Source organism: Kandleria vitulina DSM 20405, assembly GCF_000702065.1.
In the GTDB taxonomy this organism is placed as follows: domain Bacteria; phylum Bacillota_I; class Bacilli_A; order Erysipelotrichales; family Coprobacillaceae; genus Kandleria; species Kandleria vitulina.
The window spans coordinates 1-23603 of record NZ_JNKN01000031.1 but is presented as its reverse complement, the minus strand read 5'-3'; the positions used below and the strand labels follow the sequence as shown (position 1 = coordinate 23603).

Sequence of the window (23603 nt, the reverse complement as noted above, 5' to 3'; positions counted from 1 at the left end):
TTCAATTTTAATACTACATGAATGATATCGCATCGTTCATCGATCCCTGAAATCTGTCATTCATCAAGTTTTTCATAAACTTTTGACTCTACCAAAAAACATCTGTCCTTAAAGGACAGATGTACTGTTATGCCACCTTTATGGGACTCTCTTTAACGCAGAGTACGTCTTCCAACTCATGCTAGAAGATGCTCAAAGAACCCAATTCAACACTATGTCATGGACTGCTTTCACCACCCGCAGACTCTCTTTCTCACTTCATAGCATCTACTTATTTCTTATCATCGCTTACAATATTATAAAAAATATATATGAAAAATGCAAATCTTTTAAGAAAAAAGATATACAAACCAAAATTATAGGTTATAATTGAGAATGAGAGGTGATAGAGAATGATCAGAATCTATACAGCACCAAGCTGTGCATCATGCCGTAAGGTAAAAGCATGGCTTAATGAACATGATATTCCCTATGTAGAGAAGAATATATTTTCTACTCTTTTAAGAAAAGAAGAGCTCCAGGAATTACTTGAAAGAAGTGAAAATGGTACTGAAGATATTATTTCTAAACGCTCTAAGATCATGAAGGAGAATAAGGTCAATATCGAAGATATGTCAATTAATGAGTTGATTGCTTTTATTCAGGATAATCCTTCTGTTTTAAAGCGACCTATCATCATTGATGAAAGACGTTTCCAGGTTGGCTATAACTCCGAAGAAATCAGAGCTTTCATTCCAAGGGAATTAAGACAGCTAGCCCAATGCGATCATGCGGATTTTTGTCCACCATTTGCTAAAGAGTATAGCTTAAAAGAAGCGTATGAACGTGATCACAAACAGAAAAAGAGTTCTGCTACATTGTAGCAAGAACTCTTTTTATTTTACTTGGTGCATTTTTGGTGTAATCAAGATGGAACTGTTCCTTTAATTCGTTGAACTGCTGATGTCCTTTTTCATCAGTTAACTCAAATTCCATTTCAAAGTCATGCTTTTGATTATAGAAGTTCTCATCTAAAGAAAGTACACCATAATCTAATATGATATCATGACGAATGGTCTTTAATGAAGCATTGTGAATGATTAATGATGGATCAATGCCATGTTCTTCAAGAACATCTGTAATATCATTTTTTGGCATATGGTCTGCTAAAATTTCTTTTGCGGTATTTTCATTGATATCAAGATTATATTCCATCTTTGCAAAGCCTTGAGGAATCTTTAATGTCAATTCGTATCGTCCTTCTTTTTCTCTTACACGTAAAGCATACTTCTTCTCCTGAAGCTCTTTGCTAGTTAAATAGTAATTGATCTGTGTGTAAGATTTATGATCAGGATAAGCACTCAATATGTTAGAGAAAGTCTTTTCATCAAGAAGAATCTTATATTCTATTTCTTTATTTGTATTCATACGTCCACCTCAAAAGTATTGTAGCGTGAGTTGTCAAAAGGGTCAAATGCCTATATAATATTTTTGGGTGAATATTATGAAGAAATATGCGATAGTTACAAAAAAAGATGAAATGTCTCATAAAATGACTAAACTTTTAAGAAAACATCTTGATGAATTTATGATTTATGATGAAGTCCATCCTGAACTTGTCTTATCCGTTGGCGGGGATGGTACAATTCTTTATGCGGTGCATAAATACATTGATCAATTAGAAGAAGTCGTCTTTTTAGGTATTCATACAGGGACATTGGGTTTTTTTACAGATTATCAAAGTGAAGATGCATTAGATCTCATTAATGATATAAAACATCTCACTCCAGAAATATTCAACCGCTCATTAATTGAGGTGCATACACAATCTAAGGTCCACTATGCCTTAAATGAAATGAGATTAGAGAATAATCGTCATTCACAGGTGATTGATGTTTTTATTAATGATACAAAACTAGAGACATTTAGAGGCAATGGTCTATGTGTCAGTACACCATCGGGGTCTACCGCTTATAATAAATCTATTCAGGGAGCTGTCATTGATCCTTCATTGCGTCTTATGCAGTTAAGTGAGATTGCAGGTATTAATCATAATGCCTACCGTTCACTTGGTTCTAGTCTCATACTAGGAGAGGGAACTTATATTCGCTTGAAGACTGTGAATTATGAGCATTCGGTTTTATGTGTTGATCTGGATGCTTATGAATTAAAAGAAAATGCGGTTGTGGATATCATGATTTCAAAACGTGTTGCACGTTTTGCAGATTATAAGCATGCGCCATTTATTGAACGTTTAAAGAAGAGTTTTTTATGAAATTAACATTTACAGTAGAAAAAGACGCCTCTATGCGTCTTGATGAATATTTATATCATCAGCATATTTCCAAGAAGCTAGTCAAGGATACAAGAAATCATGGGACAATTCTTGTCAATGGGGAACCTTCATTCTTAAATAGAATTGTCATAGAAGATGATGAAGTCACTGTCATCTTTCCCAAAGAAACAAGTCAGGTCATTCCAGTAGACATCCCATTTAAGATTGTCTATGAAGATGAGTATCTGATGGTTGTAGATAAGCCAGCAGGATTAGCTACGATTCCTAATCGTATGTATTTAACTGAATCATTGGGAAATGCGATCATGTTTTATTACCAGCAGCATCATATTGATTCTGCTATTCATTTTGTCAATCGTCTAGATAAAGATACATCAGGATTAATGCTAGTAGCTAAGAGTCGCTATGTTCATGATTTCTATTCACGTGATATCAAGAAGGTAAAACGCATCTATCATGCGATAGTAGAAGGTCATCCTGGAGATGGTGATATTGAACAGCCGATTGCGCATGCTCCTGATCATGCGACAAGACGCATGGTCGATCCAAGTGGGGTCTATGCCTTGACACATTATCGTACACTTGAAAATTATGAAGACAGTTCTCTTATTGAGTGTATATTAGAAACCGGGCGTACTCACCAGATCAGAGTACATCTTGCTTCAATTGGACATCCGCTTGTTGGTGATCCACTTTATAATGAACAAGAAGGACAATTTTATTTAGATAGTGTAGAAATAACTTTTCCCCATCCTTTCACAAAGCAAATGATGACATTTAAAAAGAGTCGTAATTAAAACGACTCTTTTTTACATGTGTGTATTGTAATTGCTGATCTTATTATGATAATCCATATCTACAAAAATTCCTAATGCGAGAAGATATGAAAGAAGCGATGATCCACCATAGGAAATTAATGGTAATGTAATACCAGTAATTGGCAATAATCCAAGAATCATTCCGATGTTCCATACCTGCTGGAAAAGCAGACATCCAAGAATTCCCATTGTGAAATGTTTGTCTCTTTCATTTTCAGATCTAAGTCCAATTCGTAATAGGACAATATCAAATAAGCAGATCGTCGCAATTGTGATAATAGCGCCAATAAATCCGAAGTCTGTAGCGATAATCGCAAAGATAAAATCGGTATGGGCTTCAGGGAAAGCCATGACTGTTGCGCCAAAGCCATGTCCAAACCACGATGCTGTACCATAGGAAATCATGGAGAACCATAGCTGCATTCCCTGATTGGCGGTTGTACCTTCAGGATCAAGCCAACCATAGATACGGTCTAATCTGTGTCCGCTGATAATCTTTGTGAAGATTTCATTGTGATATAAGAACAGCAGTGACATAAGGACTACGATGATTCCTACTGCTGCAAATAGAAAGATAAACCAGCGTCCGTTCATTCCACTTGAAATAAGAATAAAGAAGCAGGCACACATCATGATCATAATGACACCAGTATCATTTTCTAAGAAGACAAGCAATGCTGGTGGAATAGAAATCTTCAGTACTTCAATTACATATTGAATATCTGTATCTCTTGTACGAACGGTAATGTTTTCATTAAAGGCCTTTGTCATTTGTGCAAGATACATGACCATAATGATCTTCATGAACTCACTTGGCTGAAAAGAGAAAACTTTCAAATTGTACCAGCAGGTAGAACCATTGACATATGTCGCTCCCGGTACAACATGATGCATTGTTCTCGTATAGACAAAGTGGTCAACAGCCAATCCTAGAAGAAGAGCCATAAAGATCCAATAGATAGGCTTGATATGCTTATATATTGTCTCCATACCCGATCTAAAGATAAGCAGGATCATTACTCCTCCTACTAAATAGTAGGCCAGCTGCATGATCCACATTCGTCCCGGATGGGCGATGCTGGTCATGATCGGTGCTGCACTAGCAATAGCTAGACATGAGATTGACAGTAGCATCAATAGCACAATAACCAAAGGATGTTTCTTTAGTGTATCAATGAGTGACATGGATACACCTCCATTTCTCTTTGTTTTTTTACTCGCATATAGTATACTATAAATTAGAAATGTTTCAATGTAAAAGGTAGGGAAGAATATGAACTCAACAGTTATTATAGCAATTGTCGCTGCGCTTATTCTTGTTGCGCTAGCAGTATTTTTTATTTTAAAAAACAAATCATCTAAAGAAATGGAATGCCCAATTGATCTTGATAGACTTATTCAGGCTTTAGGTGGAATTGATAATATCGTAGATGTAGAAACAACACCTTCTACATTAAAAGTAAAACTAAAAGATCAATCACAATTGCCAATTGATGAAATCAAGGCTCTTGGTGCATCTGGTATTGTGCAGGGTGCTGATACTTTAACAATGATTTTTGGTAAAGCATCGTATCTTATTGGAGAAAATCTACGAAAATCACTGTAAAATATGTGATGTATTTTCATTAAAATGTGAAATAGTGTAAAAAGAGGCAGATTCAATTTGTCTCTTTTTTCTTATGCTAGAATAAGTGCGATTGGAGGAGATCATGATGACAATATATGGCAATCATCTTGAAGTGATGGAAAAAATTCTTTCTCATCTTGTAGAAGATATAAAACAGTATTCTTCCCATTATGAGCACTTAAATTATCGTATCAAAAGTGATGAATCAATGAGGGAAAAGTGTCTTAGAAAACAGCTGCCAGTCAATGAGAACAGCGTTCTTCATGGAATAACTGACAGCATCGGTATCAGGGGAGTGACATCTTTTCTAGATGATGTCTACTACTGTAAAGATATGATTAAATCATTGGACTATGTGGAAGTGGTAAAAGAAAAAGATTATATCAAGAATGTCAAAAAGAATGGTTATCGCAGTTATCATATGATTTTGAAGATAGAAGGTTACTTTGTAGAAGTACAGCTTAGAACCATTGCCATGGATTCGTGGGCAGCACTTGAACATAAAGTAAGCTATAAGCATCAGCTTAAAAATAAAGAACTGATTCAAGAAGAATTAAAGAGATGTGCGGATGAATTGGCATCATGTGATTTAAGCATGCAGACCATCAAGACGCTCATAGAGGAGGATGAATTATGAGATTATTATTAGCAGAAGATGAAGCAGCACTTTCTCGTGCATTAAAGACACTTCTTGAAAATGAGGGCTATGAGGTTCATATTGCCAATGATGGAATAGAGGCACTTCAGCTTGTAGAGGAGCATATTTATGACATCATGATTCTCGATATCATGATGCCACGTCTTGATGGTATATCCACATTAAAGAAAATAAGAGAAATGCAGATTTCTACACCAGCCATCTTCCTTACCGCCAAGGGCGAAGTTGAAGACCGTGTTTCAGGATTAGAAGTAGGTGCAGACGATTATTTATGTAAGCCGTTTGCGATAAAAGAGCTAATGGCAAGACTACATGCGTTGCATCGAAGAAATAATCAAAAAGGATGCATTGAAAAAGGAAATATTCGCTTAGATATGGAGAAAGAAGAGCTTATCTGTCATAACAGCATTCGTCTTTCTTCAAGAGAATGTCGTCTTCTTTCTTACTTGATGACTCATCAAAAAGAAATAAGCATTGATGAGCTATCTAAACAATTAACTTGTGATCATACAAGGATGCGTGTTTATATGTCTTACTTGAATAATAAATTAAAGTCTGTAGGTTCATCTTTTATTGTTGAAAGAAAGGATGGATATTACAAGTTGAAGGAGGGATAGTCATGAAAAAGCTCTATCGTCGATTCATGAGTGTCGCAATCTTAAGTCTGTTGGTTGTTATTACGTTAGTGCTTGTGACCTTGAATTGTGTTAATTACGCTAAAATCTATAAGGACTCTTATGAAATCATCGATGAAATCAAAGATAATGGGGGCAAGATAAGCTATGAAGAGCATAATGAATCACGCTATGCTATTAGGTACTTTACAGTAATAGTTACAGAAAATACCCAGGATGTTAACACATCAGCTGTGCATTCTATTTCTAAAGATCAGGCGCTAAAGCTTACGATGCAGAAAAGAGATGAAGGCAAGAGTCAAGGGGTTGTCTATATCTATGGTAATGCGTTCTTGTATCGTATTAGTGAAGGTAAACAGGTTACCGCTGTTTTTATGGATATTACCAACCAGTTAGATAAAGCCAAGCATCAGGTCAATATGTCAATTGTGATTGGGATATTAGTATTTTTTATCTTTGTGATCATCTTTTACATGTTCTCAGGTCTTCTTATGAGACCATTTATTAAAAACTATGAGAAACAGAAAGAATTTATTACGAATGCCTCTCATGAATTAAAGACACCGTTGGCGATTATTTCTGCCAACAATGAAGTGATGGAAATGATGAGTGGAGAAAATGAATGGAGCAAGTCCACTCATGAACAGATTGAACGTTTAAATAAACTCATCAGTAATCTGATTTCTATGGCAAGATTTCAGGAAAATCAGCATTTTGTATTAGAGGGTGTAGATAGTTCATCAATAGTTAAGCAGAGTGTAGAAGACTTTATCCCACTTGCCAATAAGCAAGAAAAAACACTGCGCTATGATATTAGTAAAAACATGATGGTAAAAACGGATCTGTCTTCATTTAAGGAAGTTGTTCATATTCTATTAGACAATGCGATTAAGTATTGTGATGATGGTGGCCATATTGATGTAAGTCTTAAAAAGAAAGGACGTAATGTGATCTTTAAGGTAGAAAATGATTATCATGATTTATCAGTCGACCCTGAAACATTCTTTGATAGATTTTATCGTGAAGACACTTCTCATCATCAGGAAGGATATGGAATAGGCTTATCGATGGCTAAATCGATAATTGAAGGAGCAGGTGGAAAGATCAAGGTTCACTATAGGAAAAAGAAAATATCTTTTGAGGTTATACTATGATAAAAAATATATTTTAAAAGATAAAAGAAAATTTTTAAAAAAAACAATTTTTTACATATGGTACCGTTTTCATCTTAAAAATTATCGGAAAAGAGAAATTATAACATATGTATTATCGGTTATCCTAAATAATTAAAATTTCAAAACGCGTTGTTAAGAATCATTCCTAATAAAAGGCTTGCATTTGGATGGACAATCAGGGAAAATAATGTTATATTCAATATCGGAAAGAAAAATGTAAGGCGTTTCATAAAATGGTGATACATTGAATATTTACGTCTATATGTCTACAAATAGGAGGAACATAGAAATGAGTGCAGAACGTTTCGAAAAAGAATGGAATGGTTTTTTTGGTAACGCATGGAAAGATGAAATCAACGTACGTGATTTTATTCAGAAAAACTACACTGAATACACAGGGGATGAATCGTTCCTAGAAGGACCAACTGAAGCAACTAAAAAGCTTTGGGGGAGATTACAGGAGTTGCAGAAACAAGAACGTGCTAAAGGCGGCGTTCTTGATATGGAAACAGAAATTGTTTCAGGTTTAACTGCTTATGGTCCAGGTTATATTGATGAAAGCATGAAAGATCTTGAACAGGTTGTAGGTCTTCAGACTGATAAACCTTTAAAGAGAGCATTTATGCCTTATGGTGGTATTCGTATGGCTGAACAGGCTTGTACAACTTATGGATATCAGCCAAGTGAAAAATTACATGAAATTTTTACAAAGTATCATAAGACACATAACCAGGCTGTCTTTGATGTATATACACCAGAAATCAAGAAAGCAAGACACAGCCATGTGATCACTGGTTTACCAGACACTTATGGACGTGGACGTATCGTCGGGGATTATCGTCGTGTTGCTTTATATGGTATTGATTTCTTAATTGAAAAGAAAAAGCAGGATCACCTAAACTGCGGTGATGGTGAAATGACAGAAGATGTTGTTAGATTAAGAGAAGAAATCGCAGAACAGATCAAAGCATTACAGGGCATGAAAGAAATGGCTGCTGTATATGGTTTTGATATTTCTAGACCAGCATCTAATGCTAAAGAAGCAGTACAGTGGCTATACTTCGGTTACTTAGCTGCTATCAAGACTCAAAATGGTGCAGCTATGTCAGTTGGTAGAGTTTCTACTTTCTTGGATATCTATATCCAGAGAGACTTAATGGAAGGTTTAATCACTGAACAGCAGGCTCAGGAATTAATTGACCATTTAGTAATGAAATTCAGAATGGTTAAATTTGCGCGTATTCCTTCATACAATGAATTATTCTCAGGAGATCCAGTTTGGGCTACTCTTGAAGTAGGTGGTATGAGCAACGATGGTCGTTCATTAGTGACTAAGACATGTTATCGTTTCTTACATACATTAGAAAACATGGGTCCTTCACCAGAACCTAACTTAACTGTATTGTATACTGTAAACTTACCAACTAAGTTTAGAGCATATGCTTCTAAGGTTTCTATTGAAACATCTTCAATCCAGTATGAAAATGATGAAGTCATGAGACCATTCTGGGGCGATGATTATTCAATCTGCTGCTGTGTTTCAGCAACTGAAACAGGTAAGGAAATGCAGTTCTTCGGCGCTCGTGCTAACTTAGCTAAGTGCTTGACTTACGCTATCAACGGTGGTGTTGATGAAAAGACATTTGAACAGGTTGGACCAAAATATCGTCCAATTACTTCTGAGTATCTTGACTATGATGAAGTCATGGAAAAATTTGATGACATGATGGAATGGTTAGCAGGACTTTATGTTAATACACTTAACTTAATTCAGTACATGCATGATAAATATTATTATGAAGCAGCTGAAATGGCATTGATCGATACTGATTTAAGACGTACATTCGCAACTGGTATTGCAGGATTCTCTCATGTAGTAGATTCATTATCTGCAATCAAGTATGCAAAAGTTAAGACTGTAAGAAATGAAGAAGGCTATGTTGTTGATTACGAAACTGAAGGAGAATTCCCTCGTTATGGTAATGATGATGATAGAGCAGATGATATCGCTGTATGGTTATTGAAAGAATTCATGACTAAGATCAAGAAACATCATACATACAGAGATTCAGAACCAACTACTTCAATCTTAACTATTACTTCTAATGTCGTATATGGTAAAGCAACAGGAGCACTTCCTGATGGAAGAAAAGCTGGTGAACCATTATCTCCAGGTGCTAACCCAGCATATGGTGCAGAACAGAATGGATTGCTTGCTTCACTTAACTCAGTAGCTAAGATTCCATATGCTTACGCATTAGACGGTATCTCAAATACACAGACAATCAACCCAAGTGCATTAGGTAATGAACCAGAAGAAAGAAAATACAACCTTGTATCTGTATTAGATGGTTACTTCAAACAGGGTGCACATCACTTGAATGTTAACGTATTTGGTACTGAAAAATTAATTGATGCAATGAATCATCCTGAAAAAGAAGAATATGCAAACTTCACAATTCGTGTATCAGGATATGCGGTTAAGTTCATTGATTTAACAAAAGAACAGCAGTTAGATGTTATTTCAAGAACATGCCATAAACATTTATAAGAAATATGAAAACGCCTTGAATGCTCAAGGCGTTTTTCTAGAGGTGTAATTATGAGTATTAAAGGTAGAGTACATTCAATAGAAAGTTTTGGATCTGCAGATGGACCAGGTGTAAGATTTATGGTATTTCTTCATGGCTGTCCTTTAAGATGCCAATTTTGTCATAATCCCGATACATGGGGTTCTAAGAAATATGAAGAAATGAGTGCAGATCAGATATTAAGACAGGCTTTACGCTATAAGAACTATTGGGGCACAAATGGAGGTATCACTATCTCTGGCGGAGAACCGTTATTGCAGATTGATTTCCTGCTTGAACTCTTTAAAAAAGCAAAAGCACAAGGAGTCAATACTTGTATTGATACAAGCGGTGGCTGCTTTACGAGAGAAGGAGAATGGTTCAAGAAGTTTGAAGAACTTATGAACTACACTGATCTTCTTCTTGTTGATATCAAGGAAATCAATGATGAAAGACACCGTGTCCTTACGACAAAATCCAATGAGAATATCTTGGATATGGCAAGATACTTAAGCGATATCAATAAGCCAGTCTGGATAAGACACGTGCTCGTTCCAGAGCGTTCTGATTATGATGAAGATCTTGATCAGCTCAATGAATTCATTAAAACATTAAACAACGTAGAAAAAGTAGAAGTACTTCCTTATCACACATTAGGTGTATTTAAATGGGAAGAACTAGGCATAGATTATCAGCTTGAAGGCATTCAGCCACCAACTGCTGAACGTGTAGAAAATGCCCATAAACGTCTACATGTAGAAGACTATAAATAAAAGACATGATTTTGATCATGTCTTTTTTTATGTATTCTCTCTATTGGCTTTTCGCCATTGCATTGGCGATAAGCCATATATATTTTTAAATGCACGAGAAAAGTGCAGCTGATTGTCATATCCGACTGATTGTGATATATCAGCGATATGCATCTTTGTTTTTTTCAGGTATTCACAAGCTTTGATCATGCGGTAGTTAAGCAGGAAGGACTGTGGTGTTTTTCCTGTTTCACGCTTGAATATTTTTCCAAAGTAGGATCTATTAAGATTAATATTGTTGGCAATATCTTCAATGGAAATATTCGACATGTAGTTTTGTTCAATAAAGACCATGGTTTCATGCATATAGTAATCAATGAGACGATTGCCAGAATGTTTCTCAGTGATTTTTATTGAACGCATGAGATTATCAAGAACAAGATATAAATGACCGATCAGATGGAAAGGCGTGGCATTTTTGCTTGAAGCAATATGCATCATATGTTTGACCATCTCCTTATGTGTATCTTCATAAAGATAATGATAGATAGGAGAAGAAATAGTCAATCCGATTGAATCTAATGCTTCTTTTACACGAAGACCGTCAAATTCAATCCACATATATTCCCAAGGATCATTTGCATCCGCAATATAGGTTGTAATCTGATCAGGGAAAATCATAAAGCCATCTCCAGCTTTTAGATGATAGCTGATACTTGCTCCTTTATCATTATTGGCATGAAGAGTACCTTTCCCTTTAAGAATATAGTGAAACAGATAGTGATTTCTTGTAGCAGGCCCAAAAAGATGAGATGGCTTGCATACCTCTCCACCATATTGATAGAGGGTCAAGTCAATAAATGTTTCATTAGGAAATATTGAAAATTGCCAATCGTTCATTATCATCACCTCGAATAAGATTATATCATTAAACGTTTTAACATAACAATATTCTACAAAAAAATCACATATTGATATATAAAGAACGCTTTCATGATATTCAATGTCGCAAAATGAGATGTTACAATTATATTGCCAAAAACAAAACAGCTGTTTATTTAAAGGAGGGAGGGCAATATGAAACTTAAAAAAATCTTTCGTATTTTTCTTGCGATGATGGTCTGTTTCACGGTTGTAGGATGTCAGACAACAACCAATAAGAAGACCGTTATCGAAATTATTTCCTATAAGCAGGAAGCTGCAACCTACTTTCAGCAGGTTGCTAAAGAATTTAATGCTAGTCATGGTGATATTGAAATAAAGATTTCATCACCAAATGATGCCGTTACAGTTATGAAAACACGTTTTATCAGAGAAGATTATCCTGATATTCTTGCAATAGGGGGAGATGCGACCTTCTCAGAATTCGTTGATGCGGATGTGTTAGCTGATGTTTCTGATTTTTCAGGATTAAAGAATATCAAGAAGTCATATCTGACAATCTTAGATGAGCTTGAATATGTTCCAACAAAAGGAACTTACGGTGTTCCTTACGCAGCAAATGCGTCAGGAATCCTTTACAGCAAAAAGATCTTTAAAGAACATGGCTATAAGGTACCAAAGACTTGGGATGAACTTATGTCATTGTGTAAACAGATGCAAAAAGATGGGGTGTTACCTTTCTACTTCGGTTATAAGGATACTTGGACAACATTAGCACCTTGGAATGCATTGGCTGTAAGTCTTGCTTCCCCAACAGTTTATCAGCAGGTAAACGCAGGCAAGACAACCTTTACAAAAGAGTACAGTGAAACTGCTGAAAAGTTTAAGGAACTGTTGAAGTATGGTGAAAAAGATGTCGCTGCCTACGGATACAATGATGCCTGTACAGCTTTTGCAAAAGGGCAATCAGCTATGTTTACTATTGGATCCTATGCGATTCCACAGGTTTTATCTTCTAATCCAAATATGGATATTGGTTCATTTGTAATGCCTGGCAACAATGATGCAAGTAAGAACAATCTTAACTCAGGTATTGATTTAATGTTCAGTGTAACTAAAGCATGCAAAAATAAAAAAGCTGCTTACATCGTATTGGATTATCTTTTAAAAGAAGAAAATCTTCAGAAATATATCAATGCGCAGATGTCATTGCCATGTCGTAATGGAAACTTTACTTTACCAAAACAGTTTGCGGATATGGTCCCTTGGATCAACAGTGGAAAGATGGTAGATTATCCTGATCATCATTATCCTGCTACAATGGGCTGTGATGCGTTGCTTCAAAGTTATCTTTTAAGTGGCAATAAGAAAGCCTTCTTAACAAAGTGGGATAAAGACTGGAAACGTTATAACAGGGATATTATTCGTAAAGTTGAAGAGTATAACAAGACTCATAAAAGCTAGGAAAGGAAGAAATGTTATGAAGAAAAAAAGTAAACTTGATTTTGATCGTACATACATCTGGATGACAATTCCACTTGTGGCATTATTCTTCTTATTTAACACATTGCCTTTAATTAGAGGTTTTATGTATAGTTTCACAAACTTCCGTGGCTATGGAACATATCAAAATGTAGGACTAAGAAATTATGTAGATTTATTTACTGATGCACGAGTAGGTCATTCATACTTATTCACATTTGGAGTGGCTGTATGTGTAACAATTGTTGTGAATGTCATCTCGTTAGTTTTAGCAATGGGACTTAATTCAAAAATTAAGTTCAAGAGTGGACTTCGTGCCATGTATTTTGTACCAAATATTTTAGGAGCATTGGTTGTTGGCTATATTTTCAATTACTTCTTTACTTATATCATGCCAGCATTCCAGAAGATGTTATTAGGAAGTGGGTCATCCATTCTTGCTTCTGAAAGATGGGCATGGATAGCCATTGTTATTGTATGTGCATGGCAGGCCATTGCAATGCAGACAATTATCTATATTGCTGGACTTCAGACGGTTCCAGAAGATGTGTATGAAGCTGGTGCTATTGATGGTTCATCAGGATGGACAAAATTCAAGACACTTACTTTACCATTGATCTTGCCATTTATCACTATCAATCTGGTATTGACAATGAAGAATGCCTTGATGGTATTTGATCAGATTATGGCATTAACAAAAGGTGGTCCAGCACAATCAACTGAATCTATTTCCTATCTTATCTATAATAACGGAATGGCCGGAGGACAGTTTGGTTTCCAGAGTGCCAACGCTGTATTGTTCTTTGTAGTAATCGTACTGATTTCTGTCTTCCAGCTTAAATTCATGGGTAAAAAGGAGGAACAGCTATAATGAAAAAGAAATATAATTGGCCCGTTACAATATTGTTGTTTATTGGTCTGATCACAGTGTTATTTCCTCTCTATTTAACAATTATCATTGCTTTTAAACAACCTAGTGAAATGGGCAATACGCTATCTTCTATTCTTGCCTTGCCAAAATCATGGAGCTTCTCAAACTTCGCTAAAGCGATGGAAGTCACTGATTTCTGGCATACATTAATGAATTCTATTCTTATTACAGGTACAACTGTAATTTTGTCAATTCTTCTTCATTCGATGTTGGGCTATGCGATTGGAAGAATGAAAAAACGTCATAAATGGTTTAACCGCGCTTATCTTTATATTGTATCAGGGATGTTTGTTCCTTTTGCAATATTGATGATGCCATTAGTAAAGCAGACCGCAGATTTACATATTGCCAACATTGTCGGCGTTATTCTCTGCTACCTGGTATTCTTTATGCCAATCAACGTCATGCTTTATAGTGGGTACTTAACTAATATTCCAGAAGCATTAGAAGAAGCCGCAAAGGTTGATGGTGGTTCAACTTGGTCAACATACTGGACTATCATCTTTCCAATCATGAAACCAATGCATGCGACAGTAGCAGTATTAACTGCACTGGGAACATGGAATGATGTTATGACACCATTGGTTATCATGTCAGGATCAGGAGCTAATACATTGCCATTGGCACAGTTGACATTCCAGACACAGTTTGGAACAAACTATAACTTAGCCTTTGCATCTTACTTGTTGGCATTATTGCCGATGTTAATTTTCTATGTCTTCGCTCAGAAACATATCTTAAACGGTGTTGTAAACGGCGCTGTTAAATAATTGATTATAAAGGAGTTTTCAATATGTCTATTGTGATTCGTGAAAAAACATTCACTCTTCATACAAGCAATTCAACCTATATGATGCAAGTTGATAGCTTCGGCTATCTGCTTCATCTCTACTATGGAAAAAAAGCAGAACATGCACCAGAATATCTACTTGTAAAAAAAGATCGCGGCTTTAGCGGCAATCCATATGATGCCAATAATGACCGTACTTACTCATTAGATGTCCTACCCCAGGAATTTCCATTTGATGGTAATGGAGATTATCGTACTTCCTCATTAATAATACGTACAAAAGAAGGTATTTATGGATGTGATCTACGTTTTGTCAAAGCTGAAATCATTGATAATAAGACAAAACTAAAAGGATTGCCTTCAATGAGTGAGAATGTGGAATCATTGGAAGTGACTTTAGAAGACTCCCTTCTTCATTTGGAAGTAATCTTATCCTATAGCGTCTATGAAGATGTTGATATTATAACAAGAAGTGTTCGTATCATTAATCATGGAGAAACAGTAACGATTGAGAATATCAAATCTGCCAATCTTGATTTTGTTTCAGGTGACTTTGATGTAATCAGCTTCTGTGGACGACATACGATGGAAAGAATTCCCAATCGCCAGAAAGTGAATCATGGCATCTATAAGATATCCTCAAAAAGAGGGGCTTCAAGTCATCAGTACAATCCCGCATTGATTCTTTGTGATTCAAATGCTAATGAGATGTCCGGTAATGCCTATAGCATGAACTTCGTCTACAGCGGTAATTTTGAAGCAATGATTGAAGCTGATCAATATGGTCAAAAAAGAATGGTTATGGGGTTATCTCCAGACTATTTCTCTTATCCAGTAGAACATGAAGACATCTTCTATGCTCCTGAAGTGATGATGAGCTATTCATCATCAGGGTTATCTCGCTTATCTCAAAATCTTCATCAGGGGATGAGAAAATATCTGATTCATGATCCAATGGTTGGCATCAAGCCAATTCTTATCAATAGCTGGGAAGCATCCTATTTTAACTTTAATGGAGAATCCATCTATCAATTAGCAAAAGCAGCCAAGTCATGTGATATAGAAATGGTTGTCATGGATGATGGCTGGTTTGGTCAACGTGAAAGTGATAATGCAGCTTTAGGAGATTGGTATGTCAATGAAGAAAAACTAGGAGAATCTCTTGCGTCTTTATCTTCAAGAATACATGATCTCGGCTTAAAGTTTGGAATCTGGTTTGAACCAGAATGTATCAGTGAAGATAGTGATCTCTATAGAAAACATCCTGATTATGCATTAAAGGTTCCACATCGAAAATATATTCGTGCAAGAGAACAGCTGGTTCTTGATTTTTCAAGAAAAGAAGTCGTAGATGCTATTTTTAAACAAGTGTGCGATATCTTGGATCACGCATCCATCGATTATATAAAATGGGATTTTAATCGCAGTATTTCTGATATTTATTCAAGTACTACGCCACAAGGAAAAGTGACCTACGATTATGTGCTAGGACTCTATAGTTTCCTTGAACGTCTAATTAAGCGATATCCAAAACTGCTTATAGAAGGATGCAGTGGCGGAGGTGGACGCTTTGATGCAGGAATGCTTTATTACACACCCCAGATCTGGCTATCAGATAACACTGATGCAATTGATCGTTTATCCATTCAATATGGGTCTTCATTCATCTATCCAATCAGTACTTTTGGATCACATGTATCCGCTGTTCCTAATCACCAGACAGGACGTATAACTCCATTAGATACACGTGGAGTGGTCGCTATGAGTGGAACGTTCGGTTATGAATTAGATATTACAAAATGTAGTGATGAGGAAAGAAAAGTGATTAAGGAGCAGGTAGCTACATTTAAATCCTATGCTTCTCTTATTCATGAAGGTCTTTACTATCGTTTAAGTGATCCTCTTCATGATGACATAGGAGCCTACGCATTTATTAATGAAGATGAAGCCTTAATCTTTGCAGTAAGAATCAAGAATCAAGCAAGTCGTTATGCCTACTTCATCAAGATAGAAGGTCTTGAAGATGATGCCTATTATCAAGATGAAAAAGGACAAATCTATGATGCAAACATTTTAAAAACACAAGGGCTGCCGCTTATTGTTGAAGTGGGGGATTATCAGTCTTTTACAATACATTTAACAAAAATAAAGGGAGAGAAAGAAAATGGCAAAAATTAGTTTCCAGCATGTAACTAAAACATACGATAATAATGTTACAGTTGTACCAGATTTAAATTTAGATATCAAAGACAAAGAATTTGTAGTGCTTGTTGGACCATCAGGATGTGGTAAATCCACAACATTGCGTATGATTGCTGGTCTGGAAAGCATTACTTCAGGTGAATTATATATCGGTGATCGTGTGGTTAATGAACTTCAGCCAAAAGATCGTGATATCGCCATGGTATTCCAGACATATGCGCTTTATCCACATATGACTGTCTATAAGAATATGGCTTATGCATTGACATTAAAGAAAACACCAAAAAAAGAAATTGATCAGAAAGTAAAGCATGCCGCTGAAATCCTAGGCTTGACTGAATACCTTGATCGTAAGCCACGTGCATTATCAGGTGGTCAAAGACAAAGAGTAGCCTTAGGAAGAGCAATGGTCCGTAATCCAGAAGTATTCCTTCTTGATGAACCATTATCCAACCTTGATGCAAAATTAAGAACAGAAATGCGTGCCCAGATTTCTAAGCTCCATAAACAGCTTGATACAACATTTGTCTATGTTACACATGATCAGACCGAAGCCATGACAATGGCTGATCGCATCGTTGTATTAGACAAAGGTATCATTCAGCAGTTCGATACACCAGCACATATCTATGATCATCCTGCCAACTTGTTTGTAGCGACATTTATCGGTTCACCAAAAATGAACTTGATTGACGTTACTTTAGAAAAGAAGGGGGATACATATTATATCAAGAATGAAGACCTTCATTTCGCAATCCCAGCAGGTAAAGTTACTAAAGAATTTGAGAGCCATGTCGGCAAAAAGATCATCTTAGGAATCAGACCTGAAGATCTTCATATTGAAAAAATCATGGTAGATACTTATCCTGATTCAGTGTTCACTTCTACATTGGATATTGTAGAAAACACTGGTTCAGAAATGAACTTATATTTCAATTATCAGGGTGCAGATATGATCATTAAAACACCATCTCGTTTTGACTACAAAGATGGTGATCAGATTTCAATGGCCATTGATAAGAATAAAATTCATTTATTTGATAAAGAAACAAAACAAGCTATTTCATAAAAAAAGCCAGCAAATGCTGGCTTTTTACATATTTATTTCTCTAAATAGTCTTGTTCTTATCTTAAAGTAGGCGATATGCACACATACACCACAGATGATCCATGAGATAGGGTAGACAATCATCAGCACTGAAAGTGTATGATATGTTCTAAATATTGTCGAAACCCAAATGATTCTAAAAAGACATGAACCAATCATAGTGATGATAGCTGGTTCTAATGAATGACGCATTCCTCTTAAACAGCCACCAGATATTTCATAGCTGCCTGTCAGCAGTTCTAGATTATCAATATAAAACAGACGCGTAAATCCATAATGCATAACGGCAGGAGAGGATGTGAAAAGGGACATCAGTGGGTAGCGTGCAAACCAGAAGATGGTGCTGAAGAGTAAGGTTGCGCACATGCCAACACTCATGGTGATGCGGTAGATCTTCTTACAGCGAGTGACGAGGTTAGCGGAATAATTCTGACTTGTGAAGGTTGTAGCCGCCTGTCCAAAGGCATTTACAACATAATATCCCATTGTTTCAAAGTTTAATGCGGCTGTATTTCCAGCAATTGCATCAGGTCCAAAGCTGTTGATTCCACTTTGAATAATCACATTTGAGAAAGAGAAAACCATTCCCTGTATTCCGGCAGGGGCACCAATGGAGATAATCTTTGTTAAATACTTTTTCTCTATTTTAAGTTGATCAAGATGTAAACGATAAGGATCATCTTCATAAAGAAGAAAAGCAATGACCATAGCTGCAGAAAACATATTCGCAAATAATGTTCCTAATGCTACTCCGGCAACACTCATATGAAGTGGTCCAACGAAGATAAGATTAAGTACAATATTAATGATGCCTGAGAGAAAAAGAACATACAATGGACGAGTGGAGTCACCTTTTGCACGTAAGATGGAGGCACCAAAGTCATAAATCAATAAAAAAGGCAATGCGAGAAACAGTATACGTAAGTATACAACCGCAAGCTTTAAGACACTGTCAGGAGTGGACATGAGACTTAGTATCATCGGGGCAATGATTTCTCCGGCAATACAAAGAATTAGACCGCTGATTAAAGACAGGGCAATGGTTGTATGAATCGCCTGATTGACATCCTTCTTGCGTTCCATCCCAATAAAAGAAGCAATGGTGACATTAGAGCCAAGGGACAGTCCACTAAACAGGCTGATCAATAGTGAAATAAGAGAACTGTTGGCTCCTACGGCGGCCATCGCAATTGAATTTTCAAAGCGTCCAATAATAGCTAAATCGGCAGAGTTAAAAAGCTGCTGAAGAATACTAGCACAAGCCAACGGAATCGCATAGCTGACTATTTTAGGTAGAAGTGGTCCTTCTAACATATTTATTTCCTTTGTACGTAAACGCATAAAAAACCTCCAAAACATTCATAACATATTATACATAAATAAAAAAAGAGAGCCAGATAAATATCTGACTCTTATAAAATCTTCTTACCGCCATACTTTCTGATTTTTAATACATGACAGCTGCCTTCACCAAAATACTTCTCAATGCCTTTCTTATACTCTTTAACAAAGTCATTCTTGACAAAAGCCTGAATTGTACCAGCAAATCCACCACCATGAACACGGCATACGCCATTATCCTGAAGCAGATCTTCACTTAAAGTTAATGCTAAAGCTACACTCTGATGTTCAGGATCAGAAGAGGCATAGACATTCTGCAGTACCTTATAGCTTGAATCACCTGATGCTTTCACAAGTTTTAAGAAAGCAGGGAAGTCATTTTCTAATGCTTCAACTTCATCTAGTACACGCTTATTTTCCTTAAAGAAATGATAAGCACGTAAAACAGCACGATCACCTAGCTTTTCTCTGATTTCATTAATATGATCCAAGAATTCTTCATCATCAACTTCTCTTAGTACTTCCTTATTGAAGAATTTCGCAACATCCTTCATCTCACGAGGAACAGCTGCATATTCATCAGTAAGGTTTGCATGAGAACCCTTTGCATCAACGATGCATAAGCTATAGTCAAAAGAGCTAAAGTCCACGTCAATATGACGGACGTCCGGCTTGTCCTTATCCTTGAAATCAATGGTAATAAGACCACCAACCGCACATGCACACTGATCCATCAGACCACAGGGTTTTCCAAAGTAGACATTTTCAGCGTACTGACCCACTTTGGCAATTGTGACCATATCAATTTTCATATCATTGTACAATCCATCAATGATAGTACCGATGATATCTTCAAAAGCAGCTGAAGAGGAAAGTCCTGCTCCAATAAGGACATCGCTTGTAATGTAGGCATCAAATCCACCGATTGCATAACCTAACTGTTTTAATCTAGCGATGACACCTTTAATAAGTGCGATGGATGTTCCTTTTTCTTCTTCTACAAAAGAAAGATCGTGAATATCGATTTCAGGAATATCATAGTTATCAGATACTACTTTGATGATATTATCTCTTTTGCGAACAATTCCGATTGCATCAAGATTGATAGAAGCAGCTAGGACACGACCATGCTGGTGGTCAGTATGATTTCCGCCTACTTCACTTCTTCCAGCAGCAGTGTATATTTCAAAATCACCTTCACCGTATAGTTTATTGAATGTTTCAATTGCTTTCTTATAACGATTGTATTGGTATTCAAGTAGACTTTCGTCTTCATAGAGATCATTAAGAATATCATCTAATTGATGATTTTCTAGTTTTGTCATAAATTCTTGTGTGTTCATAGAATTTCTCCTTTTAATGTGTAGTTAACAAATTTTTTAAATCCTTTAATGCCATCTTCATCCATCTTGTAGACACCAGCATCTTCTAGTACTGAAGTGAAGACATCAGCTAATCCTTGTTTAATGATTTCATCAACATTGTCTTCGGTGATATCTTTTTTAGAAAGTTCATTAAACCATTCTTTATGTTTAAGTAGACATTCATAATCATCGATTGTTTTCTTTTTCAAAAGACAATCTTTTAATAATGACATTTCTTCTTTTAAACGGGCAGGAAGAATAGCTAATCCCATGACTTCAATTAAGCCGATGTTTTCTTTTTTGATATGATGATTTTCTTGATGAGGATGGAAGATACCTAAAGGATAATCAGCAGTTGTACGGTTGTTACGTAGTACAAGATCCATCTGATAATCATTGCCGGATCTACGGGCAATTGGGGTAATAGTATTGTGTCTTGTATCTTCAGTGTGGGAAATGATATGACGAGATGTATCATCATAATCAATCCAGTCTTCAAGAATGTGATCAGCTAATTGAACAAGTCGATCCTTTGATGGGGAGGTAAGTCTTATTGTAGATAATGGCCAATGAAGGAGTTCTACATGGCAGCCTTCAATTTGGTAATTAGTGATCACTTTAGCATCTTCAATTGGGAAATGATAAGCACCGCCCTGATAATGATCATGCGTTAAGATGGAACCACCAACAATTGGGAGATCCGCATTTGATCCAAGCATATAGTGTGGGAACTGTTCAATGAAGTCTAATAAATGTGTGAATGTTTGATGATCAATCTTCATTGGGATATGTTCTTCATTAAAGACAATACAGTGTTCATTGTAATAGACATAAGGTGAATACTGCAGATAATAGCGATTATTAGATAAGTTTAATGGGATAATACGATGATTTTCTCTTGCAGGGCGACGTAAATCTCCAGCAAATCCCACGTTTTCTTTACATAAAAGACATTGTGGATAACCAGAAGATTTTAATAGACGCGCTTTAGCAATCTCTTTAGGATCTTTTTCTGGTTTTGAAAGATTGATTGTGATTGCTAGAGGACCATATTTAGTATCTCTTTTAAACTTGATATTCTTATTGACACGATTCATGCGAATATAGTTTGAAGAGATGGATAGATTATAGAAATAATCTGTTGCATCATGTGGTGAATGTGCATAGCGATTATTGAAATCTTGAATGACTTCATGAGGGCGAGGCATGACTTTATCCATAATACGTGTATCAAATAAATCTTTACTAGTAATATCATCTTTACATAGATTATGAGCAACAGCGTATTCAAGCATTGCTTCTAGAATCTCTTCTAGTGGAGCATCTTCTGTTTCTATTTTAGTAAATTCATCTAAATGAAACAAGTCAAGCAGTTGGTTGATACAATAATCAACATCTTCTTCATAAATAAGTTGTTTTTTTAAAGCGTAATTTATTAATTGACAAATCTCTTTATTCATAATAAATATCTCCTTTTCATCTTCATTATAGTCCTGGTAAAATTTTAATTCAATCATTTTAGTAATTATTTACTAATTATTATAGTTAAAAGATTAACGGATAAATCTAGTAAAAATTTACTGATTACTTTATAATAAGAAAAAAAGGAGTGATCCATAGTGGCTACGTTAAAAGATATAGCATTAAAAGCAGGTGTTTCACAGGCAGCAGTTTCACGTTGTCTTAATAATGATCCCACTCTTGTCTTACCAGAAGAGACAAGAAACAATATATTGCAGGCAGCTGAAGAGCTGCATTATGTTAAAAAGAGAAAAAAGGTTATTGCGCATACCATTGCGATATTGCAGTGGTATTCATTAGAACAGGAAGCTAATGATCCTTATTATCTGATGATTAGAACTGGGGTAGAAAACTATTGTCAGGAACATCAGATGAAGATTACGCGTGTATTTAAGAATGATCATGATTATATAAGCAAGCTTAAAGATGTGGATGGTATTATCTGTATTGGTAAGTTTGCGAAAGAAGAAATGAATATCATTGAAAATATGCATCCTTCACTATTTGTCGATATGAGCTGTACGGATTATCAGTTCTCTACCATTTCACTTGATTTTGCAAAAGCGACAAATGATCTGATGGATTATCTCGTATCACTACGTCATAAGAAAATCGGTTTTATTGGTGGAAAAGAATATTTAAGTGATGGAACATTATATCCTGATTTACGTTATTCTACATTTATCCACTATGCGAAAGAACACCAGATCGACTATGAGGACTATACACTGCTTTCTTCTTATACAAGAGAAGATGGGTATACTATGGTTAACACATTAATACAAAAAGGAACACTGCCAACAGCTCTTGTCTGTGCGAGTGATCCGATTGCGATAGGGGCACTTAGAGCATTAAATGAACATCATATAAAAATTCCTGAAGATATTTCAGTCGTTGGTTATGATGATATCGATGAAGCATCCTATACGAGTCCATCTTTAACAACTGTTCATGCACCGGCATATGAAATGGGACAGTATGCAGGAATGATGCTTAAGGGGCTCTTAGAAACAAAGACACATCTTCCACTTAAAGTCATTCTTCCTTGTACTTTACTTGAAAGAGAATCTACCGATATGAATAAGCTGGAACAATAATCCAGCTTTTTTCTTGCCTCAAGGAGAAGAATATGCAAGAATATCAAAGTTGGAGGTTCAGAATATGATATTAAATAAAAAAGATGATCTTCCAAACTGCGGGAAATCATCTTTCTGTTACTTTCAGCGGGTTTCTGGAAATATTTTCCAGTACCCGCTCTTTTTTGATCTGCGGGAAAGGCATGGGGTACAATAGTATCATACCAATCCTTCAGAAAGAAAAAGAGTGATGAATCTCCCTGACCAAAGTTTGATTCATCACCCATCATACGACAATATGATAATACGACAATATTCAAAAAAAATCAATACATGCGACAAATTCAGATTTATTGAGGATTTCAGAAAAGAATACAGACCCGCTGAAATCATTGA

The 23603-nt window shown here is 35.9% G+C and carries 21 protein-coding genes; 15 read left to right on the top strand and 6 right to left on the bottom strand.

The window, feature by feature from the left end:
• Nucleotides 1-392: 392 nt before the first annotated feature.
• Complete coding sequence (gene spx, locus T513_RS0107490; RefSeq protein ID WP_029071060.1) at nucleotides 393-863, top strand: transcriptional regulator Spx; 471 nt, start codon at nucleotides 393-395, stop codon at nucleotides 861-863.
• On the opposite strand, the gene T513_RS0107485 is transcribed toward spx, so the two are convergent.
• Complete coding sequence (locus T513_RS0107485) at nucleotides 853-1407, bottom strand: CYTH domain-containing protein (RefSeq protein WP_031589648.1); 555 nt, start codon at nucleotides 1405-1407, stop codon at nucleotides 853-855. The two genes, spx and T513_RS0107485, sit on opposite strands and share 11 nt — an antisense overlap.
• Nucleotides 1408-1483: 76 nt before the next feature.
• Here T513_RS0107485 and T513_RS0107480 point away from each other — a divergent pair, with 76 nt between their 5' ends.
• Both T513_RS0107480 and T513_RS0107475 read left to right on the top strand, forming a co-directional pair.
• Nucleotides 1484-2254, top strand: coding sequence for an NAD kinase (locus T513_RS0107480; RefSeq protein ID WP_029071062.1), 771 nt, complete (start codon nucleotides 1484-1486; stop codon nucleotides 2252-2254).
• Nucleotides 2251-3072, top strand: a complete 822-nt coding sequence (locus tag T513_RS0107475; RefSeq protein WP_031589647.1) for an RluA family pseudouridine synthase — start codon at nucleotides 2251-2253, stop codon at nucleotides 3070-3072. The genes T513_RS0107480 and T513_RS0107475 overlap by 4 nt, the downstream gene beginning before the upstream one ends.
• 12 nt (nucleotides 3073-3084) lie before the next feature.
• On the opposite strand, the gene T513_RS0107470 is transcribed toward T513_RS0107475, so the two are convergent.
• Nucleotides 3085-4278 (bottom strand): FtsW/RodA/SpoVE family cell cycle protein, encoded by a 1194-nt coding sequence (locus tag T513_RS0107470; RefSeq protein ID WP_031589646.1) that lies wholly within the window; start codon nucleotides 4276-4278, stop codon nucleotides 3085-3087.
• 88 nt (nucleotides 4279-4366) lie between these two features.
• On the opposite strand from T513_RS0107470, the gene T513_RS0107465 reads away from it, so the two are divergent.
• The 6 genes from T513_RS0107465 to pflA all read left to right on the top strand — a co-directional run bounded on the left by T513_RS0107465 (nucleotide 4367) and on the right by pflA (nucleotide 10531).
• Nucleotides 4367-4699, top strand: a complete 333-nt coding sequence (locus T513_RS0107465) for a PTS sugar transporter subunit IIB (protein WP_029072938.1) — start codon at nucleotides 4367-4369, stop codon at nucleotides 4697-4699.
• A gap of 103 nt (nucleotides 4700-4802) precedes the next feature.
• Nucleotides 4803-5357 (top strand): GTP pyrophosphokinase, encoded by a 555-nt coding sequence (locus T513_RS0107460; protein WP_035876896.1) that lies wholly within the window; start codon nucleotides 4803-4805, stop codon nucleotides 5355-5357.
• Nucleotides 5354-5995: a response regulator transcription factor gene (locus tag T513_RS0107455; RefSeq protein ID WP_029071067.1), complete on the top strand. Its 642-nt coding sequence runs from the start codon at nucleotides 5354-5356 to the stop codon at nucleotides 5993-5995. The genes T513_RS0107460 and T513_RS0107455 overlap by 4 nt, the downstream gene beginning before the upstream one ends.
• A 2-nt stretch (nucleotides 5996-5997) precedes the next feature.
• A complete protein-coding gene (locus tag T513_RS0107450; protein ID WP_031589644.1) occupies nucleotides 5998-7167 on the top strand; it encodes a sensor histidine kinase in 1170 nt (389 codons plus the stop codon).
• Between the two features lie 310 nt (nucleotides 7168-7477).
• Nucleotides 7478-9739, top strand: a complete 2262-nt coding sequence (pflB, locus tag T513_RS0107445; protein ID WP_029072942.1) for a formate C-acetyltransferase — start codon at nucleotides 7478-7480, stop codon at nucleotides 9737-9739.
• Between the two features lie 51 nt (nucleotides 9740-9790).
• Nucleotides 9791-10531: a pyruvate formate-lyase-activating protein gene (gene pflA, locus T513_RS0107440; protein ID WP_031589643.1), complete on the top strand. Its 741-nt coding sequence runs from the start codon at nucleotides 9791-9793 to the stop codon at nucleotides 10529-10531.
• Nucleotides 10532-10558: 27 nt separating this feature from the next.
• Here pflA and T513_RS0107435 read toward each other — a convergent pair whose 3' ends face one another.
• Nucleotides 10559-11410, bottom strand: coding sequence for an AraC family transcriptional regulator (locus T513_RS0107435; protein WP_031589641.1), 852 nt, complete (start codon nucleotides 11408-11410; stop codon nucleotides 10559-10561).
• Nucleotides 11411-11587: 177 nt separating this feature from the next.
• Here T513_RS0107435 and T513_RS0107430 point away from each other — a divergent pair, with 177 nt between their 5' ends.
• From T513_RS0107430 to T513_RS0107410, 5 genes are read left to right on the top strand one after another with little or no spacing between them, the layout of a single operon-like run.
• Nucleotides 11588-12856, top strand: coding sequence for an ABC transporter substrate-binding protein (locus tag T513_RS0107430; protein WP_031589640.1), 1269 nt, complete (start codon nucleotides 11588-11590; stop codon nucleotides 12854-12856).
• A 16-nt stretch (nucleotides 12857-12872) separates the two neighbouring features.
• On the top strand, nucleotides 12873-13745 hold the full coding sequence (locus tag T513_RS0107425; RefSeq protein ID WP_031589639.1) for a carbohydrate ABC transporter permease: 873 nt from the start codon (nucleotides 12873-12875) through the stop codon (nucleotides 13743-13745).
• Nucleotides 13745-14575 carry a carbohydrate ABC transporter permease gene (locus tag T513_RS0107420; protein WP_031589638.1) on the top strand — a complete coding sequence of 277 codons (831 nt, stop codon included), beginning with the start codon at nucleotides 13745-13747 and terminating at the stop codon, nucleotides 14573-14575. Before T513_RS0107425 ends, T513_RS0107420 begins: the two co-directional genes overlap by 1 nt.
• A 23-nt stretch (nucleotides 14576-14598) precedes the next feature.
• Complete coding sequence (locus T513_RS0107415) at nucleotides 14599-16773, top strand: alpha-galactosidase (RefSeq protein ID WP_031589636.1); 2175 nt, start codon at nucleotides 14599-14601, stop codon at nucleotides 16771-16773.
• Nucleotides 16760-17866, top strand: coding sequence for an ABC transporter ATP-binding protein (locus tag T513_RS0107410; protein ID WP_031589634.1), 1107 nt, complete (start codon nucleotides 16760-16762; stop codon nucleotides 17864-17866). Before T513_RS0107415 ends, T513_RS0107410 begins: the two co-directional genes overlap by 14 nt.
• A gap of 24 nt (nucleotides 17867-17890) precedes the next feature.
• On the opposite strand, the gene T513_RS0107405 is transcribed toward T513_RS0107410, so the two are convergent.
• The 3 genes from T513_RS0107405 to T513_RS0107395 all read right to left on the bottom strand — a co-directional run bounded on the left by T513_RS0107405 (nucleotide 17891) and on the right by T513_RS0107395 (nucleotide 22070).
• Entirely contained in the window at nucleotides 17891-19246 is a 1356-nt protein-coding gene (locus tag T513_RS0107405) for an MATE family efflux transporter (protein ID WP_031589632.1), read from the bottom strand.
• Between the two features lie 71 nt (nucleotides 19247-19317).
• Entirely contained in the window at nucleotides 19318-20589 is a 1272-nt protein-coding gene (locus T513_RS0107400; protein ID WP_031589631.1) for a galactokinase, read from the bottom strand.
• Nucleotides 20586-22070 (bottom strand): UDP-glucose--hexose-1-phosphate uridylyltransferase, encoded by a 1485-nt coding sequence (locus T513_RS0107395; RefSeq protein WP_031589630.1) that lies wholly within the window; start codon nucleotides 22068-22070, stop codon nucleotides 20586-20588. Before T513_RS0107395 ends, T513_RS0107400 begins: the two co-directional genes overlap by 4 nt.
• Before the next feature lie 159 nt (nucleotides 22071-22229).
• Between T513_RS0107395 and T513_RS0107390 the strand changes: the two genes are divergently transcribed.
• Complete coding sequence (locus T513_RS0107390) at nucleotides 22230-23228, top strand: LacI family DNA-binding transcriptional regulator (RefSeq protein WP_029071074.1); 999 nt, start codon at nucleotides 22230-22232, stop codon at nucleotides 23226-23228.
• Nucleotides 23229-23603: the final 375 nt, after the last annotated feature.